The sequence below is a fragment of the Sphingomonas sp. Marseille-Q8236 genome (assembly GCF_965112005.1).
On sequence record NZ_CBCOPO010000003.1, the window covers coordinates 112,823 to 128,104 of the forward strand.

Sequence of the window (15,282 nt, forward strand, 5' to 3'; positions counted from 1 at the left end):
CATGCTTGGCAAGCTCACCCTCCAATCGATTCCCTGGGATCAGCCGATTCCTCTCGTCGCGGCCGCCGTCGTCGGGGGCGCATTGCTCGCCACACTGTTATGGACGTGGCGCGCCGGGCATGTGCCGTATCTGTGGAGCGAGTGGATCACTTCCGTGGACCACAAGCGCATCGGGGTCATGTATTGCATCTTCGCCCTGGTGATGCTGGTCCGCGGCTTCATCGACGCGGCCATGATGCGCAGTCAGCAGGCGATCGCGTTCAACAACCCGGGCTACCTGCCGCCGGATCACTATGATCAGATCTTTTCCGCGCACGGCACCATCATGATCTTCTTCGTGGCGATGCCGTTCATGGTGGGACTCATGAACTTCGCCGTGCCGCTGCAACTGGGGGTTCGCGACGTCGCGTTTCCGACCTTGAACAACGTCAGCTTCTGGCTGACCGCCAGCGGCGCGCTGCTGGTAAACGTCAGCCTGGTGGTCGGCGAGTTCGCCAAGACCGGTTGGCTCGCCTACCCGCCCTTGTCGGAGCTGCGCTTCTCGCCCGGTGTGGGCGTGGACTATTACCTATGGGCGCTTCAGATATCCGGCGTTGGCACGCTGCTTTCAGGCGTGAACTTGGTCACCACGATCCTGAAGATGCGTGCGCCAGGCATGGGCTACACGCGTATGCCGATGTTCTGCTGGACGTCGCTGGCGTCCAACCTGCTGATCGTCGCGGCCTTTCCCATCCTCACGGCGACGTTCGCGATGCTGTTGCTCGACCGCTATCTGGGGTTCCACTTCTTCACCAACGAGCTTGGCGGCAACCAGATGATGTTCGTCAACCTTATCTGGGCTTGGGGGCACCCCGAGGTCTACATCCTGATCCTTCCCGCCTTCGGCATATTTAGCGAAGTGGTGTCCACCTTCTCCGGCAAGCCGTTGTTCGGCTATCGATCGATGGTCATCGCCACGATGGTGATCTGCATTCTGTCCTTTATGGTGTGGCTGCACCATTTCTTCACCATGGGGGCCGGCGCGGACGTCAACGGCTTCTTCGGCGTGACGACGATGATTATCGCGGTACCAACGGGCGTGAAGGTCTTCAACTGGCTATTCACGATGTACGGTGGCAGGATCCGTTTCGACGTCCCGATGATGTGGGCCGTGGCATTTATCGCCACCTTCGTCATCGGCGGGATGACGGGTGTACTGCTCGCAGTTCCACCCGCCGACTTCGTGTTACACAATTCGCTGTTTCTCGTAGCACACTTCCACAATGTCATTATCGGCGGCGTGCTGTTCGGGGCCTTCGCGGGCTACAACTATTGGTTTCCCAAGGCGTTCGGGTTCCGCCTGCACGATGGCTGGGGCAAAGCCGCTTTCTGGTTGTGGGTGACGGGTTTCTACGTCGCCTTCATGCCCCTATATGTGCTCGGGCTGATGGGCATGACGCGGCGCATGCAGCACTACGACGTTCCCGGCTGGCACCCTTGGCTGGTCCTGGCCGCGTTCGGCGCGACATTGATCGCCGGCGGAATCGTGTGTCAGGCGATGCAGCTTTACGTCTCGATCCGCCAGCGGGAGATGTTGATCGACGAAACCGGCGACCCGTGGGATGGCCGCAGCCTGGAATGGATCACGACGTCACCGCCCCCGCCGTTCAATTTCGCCGCACTCCCCAATGTTGAGGGCGAGGAATCCTATTGGGATCTCAAATTGCAGGCGCACCAACGCCGCGAGCTGTCCGAGCGACCAGACTATGCCGCATTCTCGATGCCGCGCAATTCGCCCACCGGCTTCGTCACCGCGTTCTTCACCACCGCCATCGGCTTTGCGGCCGTATGGCATATCTGGTGGCTGGTCCTCGTCGGCTTCCTGGGCGCGTGGGCGACCTTCGTTGCGTTCGCGTGGCGCGACGAGAACAAATACGAGGTCAGCGCGGAGCGGGCCAAACACCTCGATGACAGGCGCCGCGCGGCCAAGGCCAGGATGCTCAACCTCCCCGCAGAGAACCCTGCATGAGCGCTGTAGCCGCCCGCCAACGGCACGCGGGAAAAGGTGATCCCCACAAGCTGGGCCGCGACGTTCCGCGAAGCGAACGGGGCCCTGCGCCCGAGAAAATCGTCGTCGCGTATGGCTTCTGGATTTTCCTGCTTAGCGACTTCATCATGTTCACCGGCTTCTTCGCGGCATACGCGGTACTGGCGAAGGCCACCGCGAACGGCCCCGCCGCGCATGACATCGTGGAACTGCCGCTAGTCGGCGCCGAGACGGCCCTGCTGCTGACATCGAGTCTCACATGCGGAATGGCAGGCATCGCGACCCGCGTGCAGAACCAGCGGTGGTTTCAGGTGGCGATGGCGATAACGGCGCTACTCGGCACCGGATTCCTTGCGCTGGAAGGCTATGAGTTTCTCAAGCTGATCGGCGAAGGTCACGGACCGCAGCGCAGCGCCTTCCTGTCCGCCTTCTTCGCACTGGTCGGATGTCATGGCATTCACGTCGCGCTCGGCCTGAGCTGGCTCACGACGATGATGGCGCAGGTATACGCGAAAGGCTTCCGCCAGGAGATCGTTCGCCGCATCGCATGCTTCAGCCTGTTCTGGCATGCGCTCGACATCATCTGGGTCGCTTTGTTCACTACCGTATATCTGTTGGGGGTCGCCGGATGAACGACCAGGCTAGTTCTGACGACGACCGCGAGCCGGGAAAGTATAACAGCGACGAGGTTGATGTCCGTGCTGAGGTGAAGACCTACCTTGTCGGATACCTGCTCGCCGCCATCCTCACTGCTGCGTCGTTCCTAGCAGTAAACAGCGGCTTCATCTACGGTCCGGGTATCCCGGTTGCGCTAATCGCCCTGGCCGTGGCGCAGATGGGCATCCATAACGTCTTCTTTCTGCATATCGCGACTGGACCTGACAACACCAACAACGTCCTTGCGCTTGCGTTTGGCGTGCTGATCATCGGTCTCGTCCTGATTGGCTCCATCTGGATCATGAGCCACCTCGATCACAACCTGATGTCGGCCGCCATGCCATCGATGTAAGCGAGGGGTGTCGATGCGGCATGGTGATCGGACCAGCACGCACAGCCGGATCGTCTTCCGGCTCAAATGGGCGTGCCGACCATGTCTGTCAATCGGCGTCCAAAAAGGACCCCCTATCGGCGTGCAAAAGGGACCCCCTTCGTCGAGCAGCGTAACGGGTATGACGGGCGCACTGTTCGTGCTGGTTGCGGCGTAGGGCGGGCGTAGCCCGACCGGAGGCGCAACCAGCACGAAGCGTTCTCTGCCGGTGCCCCAGGCTTCAGCTTCGATGTTTGAAGCGCCAGCTGTCGTTGCCGGTTTCGACGATGTCGCAATGGTGGGTAATGCGGTCGAGCAGCGCGGTGGTCATCTTGGGGTCGCCAAAGACGGTCGGCCACTCACCAAAGGCCAGGTTGGTGGTGACGATGACCGAGGTCTTCTCGTAGAGCTTGCTGACGAGGTGGAAGAGCAGTTGACCGCCCGAGCGTGCAAACGGCAGGTAGCCAAGCTCGTCGAGCACCACGAGATCGAGGCGCGAAAGCTGGGCCGCCAGCGTGCCGGCCTTGCCGAGGCGCGTTTCCTCCTCGAGCCGGTTCACCAGGTCCACTGTGTTGAAGTAGCGTCCGCGGGCGCCGGCTCGTACCACATTGGCAGTGATGGCGGTGGCGAGATGCGTCTTGCCGGTACCCGTTCCACCGACCAGCACGACGTTGCGTTGGCCCGGAAGAAACGAGCCGCTGTACAGCGAGCGCACCAGTCCCTCGTTGATGGGAGTGTCGCCGAAGACGAAGGCGTCGAGGTCCTTCACCGCGGGTAACCTGGCGGCCGACATCCGGTAACGGACCGAGGCTGCATGGCGGTGCGTCGCCTCGGCACGCAGCAGGTCGGTCAGGACCTCCATGGTCGTGCGCTTGCGCTGGAGACCGGTAGTGACCGCCTCGTCGAAGGCGCCAGCCATGCCCTTCAGCCCCAACTCGGCCATGGCCGTCATCATCTCATGCCGCTGCATGGAGACCTCGCAGGCTGTCATAGCGGTTGCAGTCGGCACGGGGCGGATGGCGCAGCGCCAGATCTTCTGGCGTGACAATAGTCAGCGGTCGCGGCGGTTCGCGCCGGCGGGCCAGGATGTTGACGATGACGTCGTCGCTGGCGACGCCGGCCAGCAATGCTTCGCGCACGGCCACTTCTACCGCCTCCAGCCCGTCGTCGAGCACCGCTGCCAGCACCCGCACGAACCGCCGGTCGGCATCGTCGCCGGTGCCAAGCTTGCGCCGCAGTCGTGCCAGCGCAGGCGGCAACTCCCAGCCCTGGAACGGTGCGCCGTTGCGCAGGGCACCCGGCTTGGTCACCAGCACCGGCAGATAGTGCCACGGGTCGTAGATGGTCCGGTCGCGGCCGAAGAACCGGGGATGGTCGGCGACGACTTCACCGTCGCAGCGCACGACGATGCGGTCGGCATAGGCGCGGACCTGGACGGCACGTCGCACCACCCTGGCAGAAACGGAATAGCGGTTGCGGTCGAAGCTGATGAGGCATGTGCCGCTTACCGCATGCTCGCTCTCGTGGAAGCCGTCGAAGGGTGCGACAACAGGCTGGAGCACCGCCCGTTCTGCTGCCCATGCCTGGGCGACCGTCAGCTCCTTCTGCTCGGGATGCTGGTGCAACTCTGCCCAGCGCCGACACTCCGCCTCCAGCCAGCCGTTCAACTCCTCGAGGCCGGTAAATCGCAGGCGCGGCTGGAAGAAGCGACCGCGTGCGGTCTGCACCTGGTTCTCGACCTGACCTTTCTCCCAGCCCGACGCCGGCGAGCAGGCGGTCGGCTCGACCATGTAATGGTTGGCCATGACCAGGAAGCGACGGTTGAAGACCCGCTCCTTGCCGGTGAACACGCTCGTCACCGCCGTCTTCATGTTGTCGTAGATGCCGCGCGTCGGCACGCCTCCGAAGAAAGCAAACGCCCGTGCATGCGCGTCGAACAGCATCTCCTGTGTCTCGCGGGGATAGGCCCGCACATACATTGCCCGCGACGCGCACAGCCGGACATGCGCGACCTTCACGCGCATCGGCTTGCCCGAGATCTCGACGTCCTCGTGGCTCCAGTCGAACTGGTAAGCTTCGCCCGGCCGGAACAGCAGCGGGATGAACGCCGGCGCATTCATCACGTCGCGACGCTGCGCCTGCCGCCAGCGCGCCGCATAACGGCGAACCGCGTCGTACGAGCCATCGAACCCCTCGCGTAGCAGCAGGTCGTGGATGCGCGTGAGGCGCAGCTTCTCGCGCCGCGGCCGTGCCTCATCTTCCTCCAGCAACGCATCCAGTCGCGCCTGAAACGGCCCCAGCTTCGGCAGCGGCTGCACCTCTCGCCGATAACCCATGTCCGCTTCCGGCGCCCGGATCGCCTTGCGCACCACCTTGCGCGACAGGTGCAGGTCCCGCGCTATCGCCTTGATGGCCTTGCCCGACGCGTGCTCGCGCCGGATCCTCAACACCGTCTCCAATACCAGCATCCCGATCTCGCCGCCTGACACACCGCCAAGCGAACAGCCTAGAACACCAGGATGAGGGGTCCCTTTTCGACGCCGATCACCCCGCTAACGGGGTCCCTTTTCCACGCCGATCCACAGTTGATGCTGGCGGGCGGCATCATTCTCGCGACGCTGTTCGGCCGCTGGACGATGTAGTGCTGAGCTACGCTGCAGGAAGCCGGCGACAAGGGGTTTTCGCGCAGGGTGCGTATATAAGGGTGGGCGGGGGCTCAGACGGAGAAAGACCGATGCACCAGATCGACCCTGACATGAAGGCGTGCATGGACGCCTGCCACGAATGTCACGTGACTTGTCTCCATATGGCGATGAACCACTGCCTCGAGATGGGCGGACAGCACGCCGCGCCCGAGCACCTCAAGATCATGCTCGATTGCGCACAGATTTGCGCCGTCGCGATCGACTTTATGGCACGCAAGTCCACTCACCATCAGCATATTTGCCGTGAGTGCGCCGAGATCTGTCGGGCATGCGCAGCGAGCTGCGAAGGGCTCGATGGGATGGAGGAGTGCGTTGCGGCGTGCCGCAGGTGCGCCGACGCTTGCGACAGAATGGCAGCCTAGGCCGCGCGTGCGCGGGTGGTCCGACCGCCCGCGCATTGCGGGGTCTACTGCCCCATTCGCGCGATCACGGCGAACAGCTCGCCGGTGAACTTCGTCAGCAATTCTACTGCCGCGCTTCCGAATACAACTAGGCACACTCCCAACGCGATCAGCTTGGGGACGAAGCTCAATGTCTGTTCGCTGATCGAGGTCGCCGCCTGAATGATGCTGATGATCAGCCCTATGATCATCATCGGCACAAGCAGCACGACGCAGATCAGGCCTGTCACGGCCAGCATCCTGCCCGTTTCGTCGAGGAGGATCGATTGATCCATCAGGCGTGGGAGCCTGGCAAGCCGGGAAGCACGAGGGTGCCCCGGCTGTGCATCACATCGCCGATGCAGGAGGAGCGAGTGTTCCAAGCCAGGCGACCAGCGCGAGGATCGCGACAACACAGGCAGTCTCAATCCCGAGGCTCGCCCGAAGCCCGCCAAGGGCGCGCCTCTGATCGGCAACGGCGATTGCCCGCTCGAAAGCCGGCGTTAGCCGGAAGCGATTGAGGGAGGCGAGCCCCAGCATCGCGGCGAACAGCAGCAACTTGGCGAGCAGGAGCTGGCCGTAGAGCGTTGTGGCGAGGATGGTGAGATTGCCGACGCCGACCAGCATCCATCCGTTGACGAGACCGGTAAGAACGATCGTTCCCACCACGATCGTTCCGACCACGCCGAATCCGTGCAGTGCTCGATGGGTCAGCCCGAGGTGCGCCGCGTCGACGCGCGCCGCGGGCCGGGAAACGAGCAGGACCAGCCCAAGCAGCGCGCCAACCCACACACCCGAGGCAAGCAGATGAAGGATGTCGGCGATGAGATGAGCCCAGCCCATGGCAGCTTCATCCATCGCGCCATGCCCGGTCCATGCGAGCGTCGCGAGAGCGACCGCTGAACAAAGTGCGACGGCGCTTAGCCAGACGGTGCGGCCGGCCGCGAACATTGCCGCGACGGTCGCCAGGACGAGCATGACCATGCGAAGCTTCCATGCCGCCCCAATGGCAGACCCCGTGAGCAGCGCGGTGACCGCTTCATGGTCAACCGGCCAGACAGGCGTCCCTGCCATCGACGAGGCCATCATCACAACCGAGGCGGCCGAGAACAGCAGGCCAAGGGCGCCGCTGGCAACAAGCCATGGGCGAAGCGCGAGCGCGCTGCCGCGCTCGCGCAGACGCAAGCCGTAGAGGCTGAATGCCGAGAGGCCAAACAGCGCCGCCAGCGTCAGATAAAGCGCGAAGCGGACGCCGATCAGCGACCAGTCACTCATCGTCTTACTTCACCGCGAAGGCGTAGGTCCCAGCGACCTTGTGCGTGTCGGTCGAGACGACATGCCAAGCGACATTGTAGCGGCCGGGATGGAGTGGCGCCTTCGGCGTGACGACGAGGGTTTTGCCATCCGAGGCAAGCGCTGCGGTGCTGGCGATCTTCATCTCCGGCATGCCGGGCATTGCGGCCATGATCAGATCGGCCTTGGAGAAGGCGGGAACAAGCTTCTCACTGAAATGAAGTTGGAGACGAGCGGGTTTCGCAACCGTCGCGGTCGCGGCCGGCGATGCTGAGACGAGCTTGGGATGCGCATTCGCCGTGCCGGCAACCATGACGAGAGCGGCAGCAGCAGTGAGAACAGATACGCGACGCATGTGGGGCCTTTCAACTGAGGGTTCCTGTCATTCATTACGCGTGCCGCTCGCGGACCCCTCACGGTCCGATTTGAGGGATAGGGGCATCGCCTGCGTAATCTATGCTAGAGGGGTGGAGTGAACGACATGGACCTCGACGCAGTATTGATGAGGCTGGCGCAGGCACCCACGCCTGCGAGCCTTGATGGGATTGAAGACCGCGTGCTCGCGCGCATCGCCGTACGCCCGGCTGCGCGCGCCGGGATGGGCATTGGCGCAATGGCGATCACGGCGGCGCTCGTGATGGGCATATTCGGCGCCGGCGTACCGGCGAAGGAGGCCAGTGCGGCGTCGCTATCCCCCCTAGGACCGGTATCGCCCCTTGCCCCTTCTACGCTGCTCGTTGGCGAGCCATGAGCGGGCGCACCCGCTTCCTGCTTGGGGTCCTCGCGTGCTTCATCGCGGCAATCATTGGCGTGTTCGTAGGGCGAGCGCTAATCCCGGCGCGTGCGCGGCCGGGATCGGAGCTGCACGACGTGCTGCATCACAAGCTGGCGCTGGATGCTAATCAGGAAGCGCGCCTGGCGGTTTTGGAGCAGCGTTTCGCCGTTCAACGGCGCGCATTCGAGTTGGAATTGAGGGCGGACAACGCCAGGCTTGCCGAAGCGATCGAAACCGAACACGGGAATGGACCGCGAGTTGCTGCGGCGGTCGACCGTAGCCACGCAATCATGGGTGAGCTTCAGAAGGCGACGCTTGCGCACATTTTCGCGATGCGGCAGCTTCTGAGACCCAATCAGACTGCCCAGTTCGACCAGGCCGTGGTGAAGGCGCTCACCGACGATCAGCGCTGAGCCGCGCCGGATCGATGAGCCTCGACTGGACCACGCTATCGGACGCGGAGCTGGCGACACTCAGCATTGCGGGCAGGCAAGCCGCCTACGCCGAAATCATGCGCCGCCATCGGCAGTCGGTCTTCCGCGTCGTGCGCGCATGCGTCGGCGAGGCCGACGAGGCGCTGGATTTGCTGCAGGAGACGTTCGTCGCAGCTCATCACGCTCTATCCCGCTACGACGGCGATCGTTCGATGCGTGCCTGGCTGTCGGCGATCGCGATCAACAAATGTCGTGATTGGGGGCGCAAGAGGACCGTGCGGCGCTTCCTGACGTTCGCTACCCCGATCGGCCCAGAGGCCGAGGCGGTCGCGGATGATCAGGTGGGGATCGACGATGCTGCCAGCGATCGACAGGAGCTGGACCGAGTTACGCGCGCTATTTCCGCCTTGCCGGCGAACCTGAAGGAACCGCTGGTGCTTCGTACGATCGAAGGACTTAGCCAGGCCGAGACGGCAGATGTCCTAGGGATCAGCGAAAAGGCGGTAGAGACCCGCCTCTATCGGGCGCGGCGTACCCTGGCGGACAGGCTTGCCGCGAGCGGTCGTTCCGCCCCGGCATGAACAGACCGTTACGATCGACTTCAATGGCGGTTCAAGAGCGACGGCCCAAGTCTCTTCACCGTGAGGAGAGGTGTCATGAATTTGTTCAGCAAGGCTGCGCTGGGACTAGGACTAACCGTTGGCATTGCCGTTCCCGCAATGGCCTACGATCAAGATTGGCGGTATCAACGCGACTGGCGACACGCCGGGCAGCACCAGCAACTGCGCGACGAGCATCACGACGACCACGATGCCCTCCAGGATGAGCATGCCGAGGCGCACGCCTACGGGCTGACGCGCCGCGAACATCGTCAGCTTCATCGTGACCTACGCCATGAGCACCGCGACGAGCACCGCGATCTCAGGAGGGAGCACGGCTATGACCACGACCGGGATTATGCCGGCCGCTACGGCTACTAAGCCGCCCGAGCCTTTCGCTAGGCGATGACAGGGAGACGGTAGCGAGCACTGCCGCTCCTCGATCGAAAGTGATGAGGGGCGGCGCGCTGCGGCGCGTATCAAGGCTAGAGAGACATTCTCTTCGGGAGCCTTGAGGACTGCATGAGCCGCAATATCGATCGTCGCCAAGTGCTGCGCGGCGCCGCCCTGGTGGGCGGCGGCATGGCGCTAAGCGCCTATATGCCCGCTTGGGCTCAGCCCGTGTCGGGCGGGATCGTAAAACCTCTCCCGACCGTCAGCGGCACCGACATTGCGCTGACGATCGACAGTTTCAAACTTCCTGTCGACGGCAAATCGACGCCCGCCATTGGCGTCAACGGCACTGTGCCGGCCCCTCTCATCCGGTTGAAGGAGGGGCAGAAGGTTCGCCTTTCCGTTACCAACAATCTCGACGAGGACAGCTCCATTCACTGGCACGGGCTGCTCGTGCCGTTCCCGATGGACGGGGTTCCCGGCATCAGCTTCCCCGGCATTAAGGCGCGCTCGACCTTCGTTTACGAGTTCCCGATCGTCCAGTCGGGCACCTATTGGTATCACAGTCACTCGGGTGAGCAGGAGCAAGACGGCCTTTACGGCCCGATCGTGATCGACCCGGCAGGTGCCGATCCGATCGCGTTCGACCGCGAGCACGTGATCGTACTGTCCGACCACAGCCAGATGACCGGCGCGGAAATCTTTCGCAAGCTGAAGCAGATGGGCGGCGCTTATTTCAATTATCAGCGCCCGACGCTTGCCGGTCTGCTTGCAGGCCGGGAGATGAAGCTGAAGGATCGTATCGAGTGGGGTAAGATGCGGATGGACCCCGCCGACATCGCCGACGTGACCGGCTCGACCTACACCTTTCTGGTTAACGGCTATGGCCCGTATGACAATTGGACCGGGTTGTTCAAGGCGGGCGAGCGCGTTCGCTTGCGGATCATCAATGCTGCAGCCCAGACCAACTTCAACGTCCGGATTCCCGACCTGCCGATGACGGTCGTGCAGGCGGATGGGCAGAATGTGCGCCCGGTCAAGGTTGACGAGTTTCAGGTCGGGGTTGCCGAGACGTTTGACGTGATCGTGACCCCCGAGGACCGGGCCTACAGCTTTGTTTCCGAGGCGATCGACCGCTCGGGCATGGGCCGGGCGACGCTCGCTCCGCGCGAAGGGATGGTCGCTCCGGTTCCACCGCTTCGCCCGCGCAAGCTGCTGACCATGACCGATATGGGCATGGACATGAGCGGCATGGGGGGCATGCAGGGCATGTCCGGCATGTCGGACGAGAGCCCGGTCAAGGAGCGCGGGCTGGATCCCACTTTGGTGCAGAATGCCTCGCGCAATTTGTGGAAGCTCACTGGCTGGAAGGCACCGACCGATCACGGAACTGTCGCGGTAGGGGCAGCGGCGGCAGGCATGGCCGGCATGGACCATAGTCAGATGGGCATGTCCGGCATGGCTGGCATGGATCACGGGCAGATGGGCATGTCCGGCATGGCCGGAATGGATCACAGCCAGATGGCGGCAGGCGGTGCCTCTATGGCCGGCATGGACCACGGCGCCATGCAGGGCGGCTCTGGCCAAGCCGGCGGCATGGCTGGCATGGATCATGGCTCAGGCGGCAGCATGAGCATGGACATGCGTGACCCGAAGAATGCCCCGGGGGTCAAGATGGGACCGGGCGTCCAGACCATCTCTCCCATGCCCAAGGATCGCAGCGGCGAACCGCCTCAGGGTTTGGAAGACCTGGATCATCGTGTCCTCACCTACCGCGACCTTATGGCACTGCAGCCCAACCCGGACGTGCGTGCCCCAACGCGTCAATTGGAGATACACCTGACCGGCAACATGGAACGCTACATGTGGGGGTTTGACGGCCAGAAGCTCAGCGATCCGGCCGATCCCATTCCGTTTCGCAACGGCGAGCGTGTGCGGGTCACGTTGGTGAACGACACGATGATGCCGCACCCGATCCATCTCCACGGCCACTTCTTCGAGCTGGTGACGGGCCACGGCGACCACGCACCGCGCAAGCACACCGTCAACGTGCCGCCCGGAGGCAAGATGACCTTTGACCTCACCGCCGACGCACCGGGGGATTGGGCGTTCCACTGCCACAATCTCTATCACATGACCGCGGGCATGATGCGTGTTGTGACCGTTCGGCCGCTTGAAGGAGCGGCCGCATGAATCGGCTGATTTCGGCGCTCGCCGCCACGTCCGTGCTTGGCATCGCCGCTCCCGCCGCGGCTCAGTCGATGCAAGGTATGAACATGCCGGGCATGACGATGCCTATGCCGGCCAAGAAGAAACCGGCGGCAAAGGCCGCGACGAAGGGCAAGGCTAAGGTCGCGACCAGACGGAAGACGGCGCCCGGAAAGCGGACCGCTGCTCCGATGGCAGGTATGAAGGGCATGGATCACGGAGCCATGTCGGGCATGGATCATTCGACCATGCCCGGCATGGGCCAAGCTGCCCCGCAAGGCTCTCAGCATGACATGCAATCGATGCCGGGGATGCAGATGCCCGGAAGCGATAAGACGCCTTCCCAGGGCGCGCAGCAGCCGATGCAAGGCATGGATCATTCCACGATGCCGGGCATGACGATGCCGGCTGACCAGGGCAGCGGCCAGATGCAGGGAATGCCCGGGATGCCGGGTATGGCGATGGAGGGTATGCAGCAGACAGGCACTGCGCTCCCCGCGGGAAATGCACCGCCTCCCCCGCTCCCGACGGACCATGCCGCTGACAATGTGTATGGCTCCGACGCGATGGCGATGGGCCGTCATCATCTTCAGCAGCATCACGGCGGCCAAAACTTCAACCAGGTGCTGTTGAACCTTGCAGAGTACCAGTTCCGCAACGGCCGCGATGGCTATCGTTGGGATGGAGAAGCGTGGTTCGGTGGGGACATCAACCGCCTGTTCGTCAAGTCCGAGGGCGAAGGTGCCTTTCGCGAGGGCATCGAAAGTGCAGAGGTACAAGCGCTCTATAGCCGGGCGATCGGCCCTTATTTCAACTTACAGGCAGGTGTCCGGCAGGATTTAGGACCATCGCCGAAGCGCACTTACGCCACTGTCGGAGTGGAGGGGCTGGCACCCGGGTTTTTTGAACTCGAAGGGGCGCTGTTCCTGTCCAACAAGGGCGACGTGCTAGGCCGGCTAGAGGGATATTACGATCAACGCGTTACCCAGCGATTGGTCCTGCAACCGCGTGCCGAGCTGAACTTCGCCGCTCAGGATGTGCCAGAGAATCGTATCGGATCAGGCCTCAGCAATGCCGAATTGGGATTGCGGCTTCGCTACGAGATCAGACGTGAGTTCGCGCCCTATATCGGCGTGTCGTGGGATCGTCGGTTTGGCGACACCGCCCGCTATGCTCGGGCGGAGGGCGACAAGGCCACGTCCAAAAGCATCGTTGCCGGCGTCCGCATGTGGTTCTGAGGTCGCTCTTACGCTGCAAGATTAGCCTCTAGCTAACCGATAAAAGGGGAAAGGCATGGAAAGGCATGGAAAGGGAGAGGTCTGGCATGCTGCGACGGCACCTGCCGAGCTTGTCCTTTGTCGCCGTGCTGACAACGCTGGTAGCCATAGGCGCGGCAGTGTTCATCTACCTCGGCGTCTATGATGTTGCGGCGGATCAGCCGCACACGCGACCGGTCTTTGCACTGCTCGAGACGCTGCGGGATCGCTCGATCACTGTGCGTGCGCGTGGCATCAAGCCCCCACCCGATCTTGACGCCCCCGAGCGCGTCCGGATCGGCGCCGGACTTTACGGTGAGATGTGCTCTGGCTGTCACCTCGGTCCAGGCGTTGAGCAAAGCGAGATGAGCCAGGGTCTTTACCCGCGCGCGCCCGAGCTGGCCAAAGCCGAGCATACGCACGATCCGGCGGAGGCCTTTTGGACGATCAAGCACGGGGTAAAGCTCAGCGCTATGCCCGCTTGGGGGAAAACCCATTCTGATCCGCTGATCTGGGACATGGTAGCGTTCGTGCGCAAGCTCCCGGGGATGACGCCTGAACAGTACAAGTCGCTGGTCGCGAGCGCACCTGCCGACCACGACGAGATGATGAAGGATATGCCGGGCATGAAATGAGCCCGGCACGGATGGAGAGCCGACCCTGAGAAGCACCAAACTTCGGCTGCACCTTCTTGCGAGCCGCACTCACAAGTGGCTCGCGATCATCGTCGGTGCGCAGCTCCTCTTATGGTTCATGAGTGGCGCGTTGATGAGCTTCTTGCCCATCGATCGTGTGCATGGAGATCACCTGGTGGACCGCAAGGCCGTCGCGTCCCTGCCTGGCGGCGTCGTGCTCGCGTCGCCCTCAGCGATCATCGCGGCGAGTGGAACGCCGATCAACTCCGTGACCTACCGCATGTGGCTTGGCCGCCCAGTGGCCGAGGTGGCGACGGCTGAAGGGGCGCGGCTATTCGATGCGAGGACGGGGATACTGTTACCCGCCCCGACCGCAGCCCAGGTCCAGGCTGTCGCAAGGACAGCTTGGCGCGGCGAAGGCAGACCGAGGGCGACGGTGGAGCTGATCAAGCGCGCCAGCGCCGAGTATCGCGGCCCGCTTCCCGCCTGGCGGGTGACGTTCACGGATCCGGATTCCACCCGTGTCTTCGTCACGGCCGACACTGGCCGGATTGTGGCGGTGAGGACCGGCACGTGGCGGCTCTACGACTTCTTCTGGGGCCTCCATATCATGGATTGGAAGAACCACGAGGACTTCAACACGCCGTGGCTCCTAGGGTTCGCGCTCGGTGGCCTCGCCCTTTGGCTTGGCGGCGCCGTGCTTCTCTACATGCGTTGGCCGAAGCGGTCGCGTCGTAACGCCGGGGGGCAAACCCGTCTTCAGCAAGGGAATGCGTGATGGATCACAACGACGATAAAATGAACATGGGCATGGGCTATGGCCGGTTCGCAGCGATGATCGCGACCTCCACGGTCGTGATGTTCGGCCTCATGTACGTCAACGTCTATGCGCTCGGTCACATCGAATTTAGCCAAACGCGGTTCTGGATGGCGTTCGTCATGGGCTCGACGATGGCGCTCATCATGGTCGGCTTCATGTGGTCGATGTACAGAAACAAGCGAACCAACGCCTTCATCCTGGGTGGAAGCGTCGTGGTGTTCGCCGCAGCGCTCTGGCTGGTCCGCAGCCAGGAAACGGTTGACGACGTTTCTTACATGAAGGCGATGATCCCGCACCATTCGATCGCGATCCTGACCAGCGAGCGGGCACACATCAAGGACCCCGAGGTCCGCAAACTTGCTGATGGCATCATCGACGCTCAGGTGCGCGAGATCACGCAGATGAAGCGAATGATCGCCAAACTCGAGGCGCAACCAACGCCTGACGGTGCGCCGGACCTGCCGTCCTATCGCGACAAGGGCGTTGCTCCTCCGCCACCTGAAACGGACGAAAGCACCGGCATCAATAGCCTTCAGCCGATGCGCTGAACGGGTCCGCTCCGGGGCAACCAACGCTGTCGCGTGAGGCTGGGGCGGCGGCCGTCCGGGATAGGACGGGCGCCGCTCTCCGCTGGCAAGCGGCCAGGGTTGATGGGCGTGCGCCCTCCCCTTTCCCGTGAATTTTGCATGGCCGATGAGGGTTGGACCCTCGGGCCGCGTATAAGGTTTTGA

18 protein-coding genes are annotated in these 15,282 nt (G+C 63.2%); 13 read left to right on the plus strand and 5 right to left on the minus strand.

Features of this window, described 5'->3' with window-relative positions:
- Position 1 precedes the first annotated feature (1 nt).
- From cyoB to cyoD, 3 genes are read left to right on the plus strand one after another with little or no spacing between them, the layout of a single operon-like run.
- Positions 2-2,008 carry a cytochrome o ubiquinol oxidase subunit I gene (cyoB, locus tag ACWPWT_RS19540; RefSeq protein ID WP_454281047.1) on the plus strand — a complete coding sequence of 669 codons (2,007 nt, stop codon included), beginning with the start codon at positions 2-4 and terminating at the stop codon, positions 2,006-2,008.
- Positions 2,005-2,658 carry a cytochrome (ubi)quinol oxidase subunit III gene (locus ACWPWT_RS19545; protein WP_454281048.1) on the plus strand — a complete coding sequence of 218 codons (654 nt, stop codon included), beginning with the start codon at positions 2,005-2,007 and terminating at the stop codon, positions 2,656-2,658. Before cyoB ends, ACWPWT_RS19545 begins: the two co-directional genes overlap by 4 nt.
- The gene (cyoD, locus tag ACWPWT_RS19550; RefSeq protein ID WP_454281049.1) at positions 2,655-3,035 is read left to right on the plus strand and encodes a cytochrome o ubiquinol oxidase subunit IV; all 381 of its coding nucleotides are present in this window, start codon (positions 2,655-2,657) and stop codon (positions 3,033-3,035) included. The genes ACWPWT_RS19545 and cyoD overlap by 4 nt, the downstream gene beginning before the upstream one ends.
- Positions 3,036-3,294: 259 nt before the next feature.
- On the opposite strand, the gene istB is transcribed toward cyoD, so the two are convergent.
- The gene (gene istB / locus ACWPWT_RS19555) at positions 3,295-4,023 is read right to left on the minus strand and encodes an IS21-like element helper ATPase IstB (protein WP_062127353.1); all 729 of its coding nucleotides are present in this window, start codon (positions 4,021-4,023) and stop codon (positions 3,295-3,297) included.
- Positions 4,010-5,521 (minus strand): IS21 family transposase, encoded by a 1,512-nt coding sequence (gene istA / locus ACWPWT_RS19560; protein WP_078462179.1) that lies wholly within the window; start codon positions 5,519-5,521, stop codon positions 4,010-4,012. The genes istB and istA overlap by 14 nt, the downstream gene beginning before the upstream one ends.
- A 51-nt stretch (positions 5,522-5,572) precedes the next feature.
- Between istA and ACWPWT_RS19565 the strand changes: the two genes are divergently transcribed.
- The gene (locus tag ACWPWT_RS19565) at positions 5,573-5,695 is read left to right on the plus strand and encodes a hypothetical protein (RefSeq protein WP_454281050.1); all 123 of its coding nucleotides are present in this window, start codon (positions 5,573-5,575) and stop codon (positions 5,693-5,695) included.
- A 469-nt stretch (positions 5,696-6,164) separates the two neighbouring features.
- Here ACWPWT_RS19565 and ACWPWT_RS19570 read toward each other — a convergent pair whose 3' ends face one another.
- Genes ACWPWT_RS19570 through copC form a run of 3 tightly spaced genes read right to left on the minus strand, consistent with a single transcriptional unit; the run spans position 6,165 to position 7,786 of the window.
- Positions 6,165-6,434, minus strand: coding sequence for a flagellar biosynthetic protein FliQ (locus tag ACWPWT_RS19570; protein ID WP_114688990.1), 270 nt, complete (start codon positions 6,432-6,434; stop codon positions 6,165-6,167).
- Between the two features lie 52 nt (positions 6,435-6,486).
- The gene (gene copD / locus ACWPWT_RS19575; RefSeq protein ID WP_454281051.1) at positions 6,487-7,413 is read right to left on the minus strand and encodes a copper homeostasis membrane protein CopD; all 927 of its coding nucleotides are present in this window, start codon (positions 7,411-7,413) and stop codon (positions 6,487-6,489) included.
- A 4-nt stretch (positions 7,414-7,417) separates the two neighbouring features.
- The gene (gene copC / locus ACWPWT_RS19580; protein ID WP_454281052.1) at positions 7,418-7,786 is read right to left on the minus strand and encodes a copper homeostasis periplasmic binding protein CopC; all 369 of its coding nucleotides are present in this window, start codon (positions 7,784-7,786) and stop codon (positions 7,418-7,420) included.
- Positions 7,787-7,912: 126 nt separating this feature from the next.
- Between copC and ACWPWT_RS19585 the strand changes: the two genes are divergently transcribed.
- The 9 genes from ACWPWT_RS19585 (at position 7,913) to ACWPWT_RS19625 (ending at position 15,099) form a co-directional block, all read left to right on the plus strand.
- A complete protein-coding gene (locus tag ACWPWT_RS19585) occupies positions 7,913-8,182 on the plus strand; it encodes a hypothetical protein (RefSeq protein ID WP_114689003.1) in 270 nt (89 codons plus the stop codon).
- Entirely contained in the window at positions 8,179-8,619 is a 441-nt protein-coding gene (locus ACWPWT_RS19590; protein ID WP_454281053.1) for a periplasmic heavy metal sensor, read from the plus strand. Before ACWPWT_RS19585 ends, ACWPWT_RS19590 begins: the two co-directional genes overlap by 4 nt.
- Positions 8,620-8,633: 14 nt before the next feature.
- On the plus strand, positions 8,634-9,221 hold the full coding sequence (locus ACWPWT_RS19595; RefSeq protein ID WP_454281054.1) for an RNA polymerase sigma factor: 588 nt from the start codon (positions 8,634-8,636) through the stop codon (positions 9,219-9,221).
- A gap of 75 nt (positions 9,222-9,296) precedes the next feature.
- A complete protein-coding gene (locus ACWPWT_RS19600) occupies positions 9,297-9,620 on the plus strand; it encodes a sulfite exporter TauE/SafE family protein (RefSeq protein ID WP_147276298.1) in 324 nt (107 codons plus the stop codon).
- 141 nt (positions 9,621-9,761) lie between these two features.
- Positions 9,762-11,825, plus strand: coding sequence for a copper resistance system multicopper oxidase (locus tag ACWPWT_RS19605; RefSeq protein ID WP_114688984.1), 2,064 nt, complete (start codon positions 9,762-9,764; stop codon positions 11,823-11,825).
- Positions 11,822-13,078 (plus strand): copper resistance protein B, encoded by a 1,257-nt coding sequence (locus tag ACWPWT_RS19610; protein WP_114688983.1) that lies wholly within the window; start codon positions 11,822-11,824, stop codon positions 13,076-13,078. The genes ACWPWT_RS19605 and ACWPWT_RS19610 overlap by 4 nt, the downstream gene beginning before the upstream one ends.
- 86 nt (positions 13,079-13,164) lie before the next feature.
- A complete protein-coding gene (locus ACWPWT_RS19615) occupies positions 13,165-13,731 on the plus strand; it encodes a c-type cytochrome (protein WP_239017979.1) in 567 nt (188 codons plus the stop codon).
- Between the two features lie 46 nt (positions 13,732-13,777).
- A complete protein-coding gene (locus tag ACWPWT_RS19620) occupies positions 13,778-14,509 on the plus strand; it encodes a PepSY domain-containing protein (RefSeq protein WP_454281080.1) in 732 nt (243 codons plus the stop codon).
- Positions 14,509-15,099 (plus strand): DUF305 domain-containing protein, encoded by a 591-nt coding sequence (locus ACWPWT_RS19625; protein WP_220149845.1) that lies wholly within the window; start codon positions 14,509-14,511, stop codon positions 15,097-15,099. Before ACWPWT_RS19620 ends, ACWPWT_RS19625 begins: the two co-directional genes overlap by 1 nt.
- The last annotated feature ends 183 nt before the right edge of the window (positions 15,100-15,282 follow it).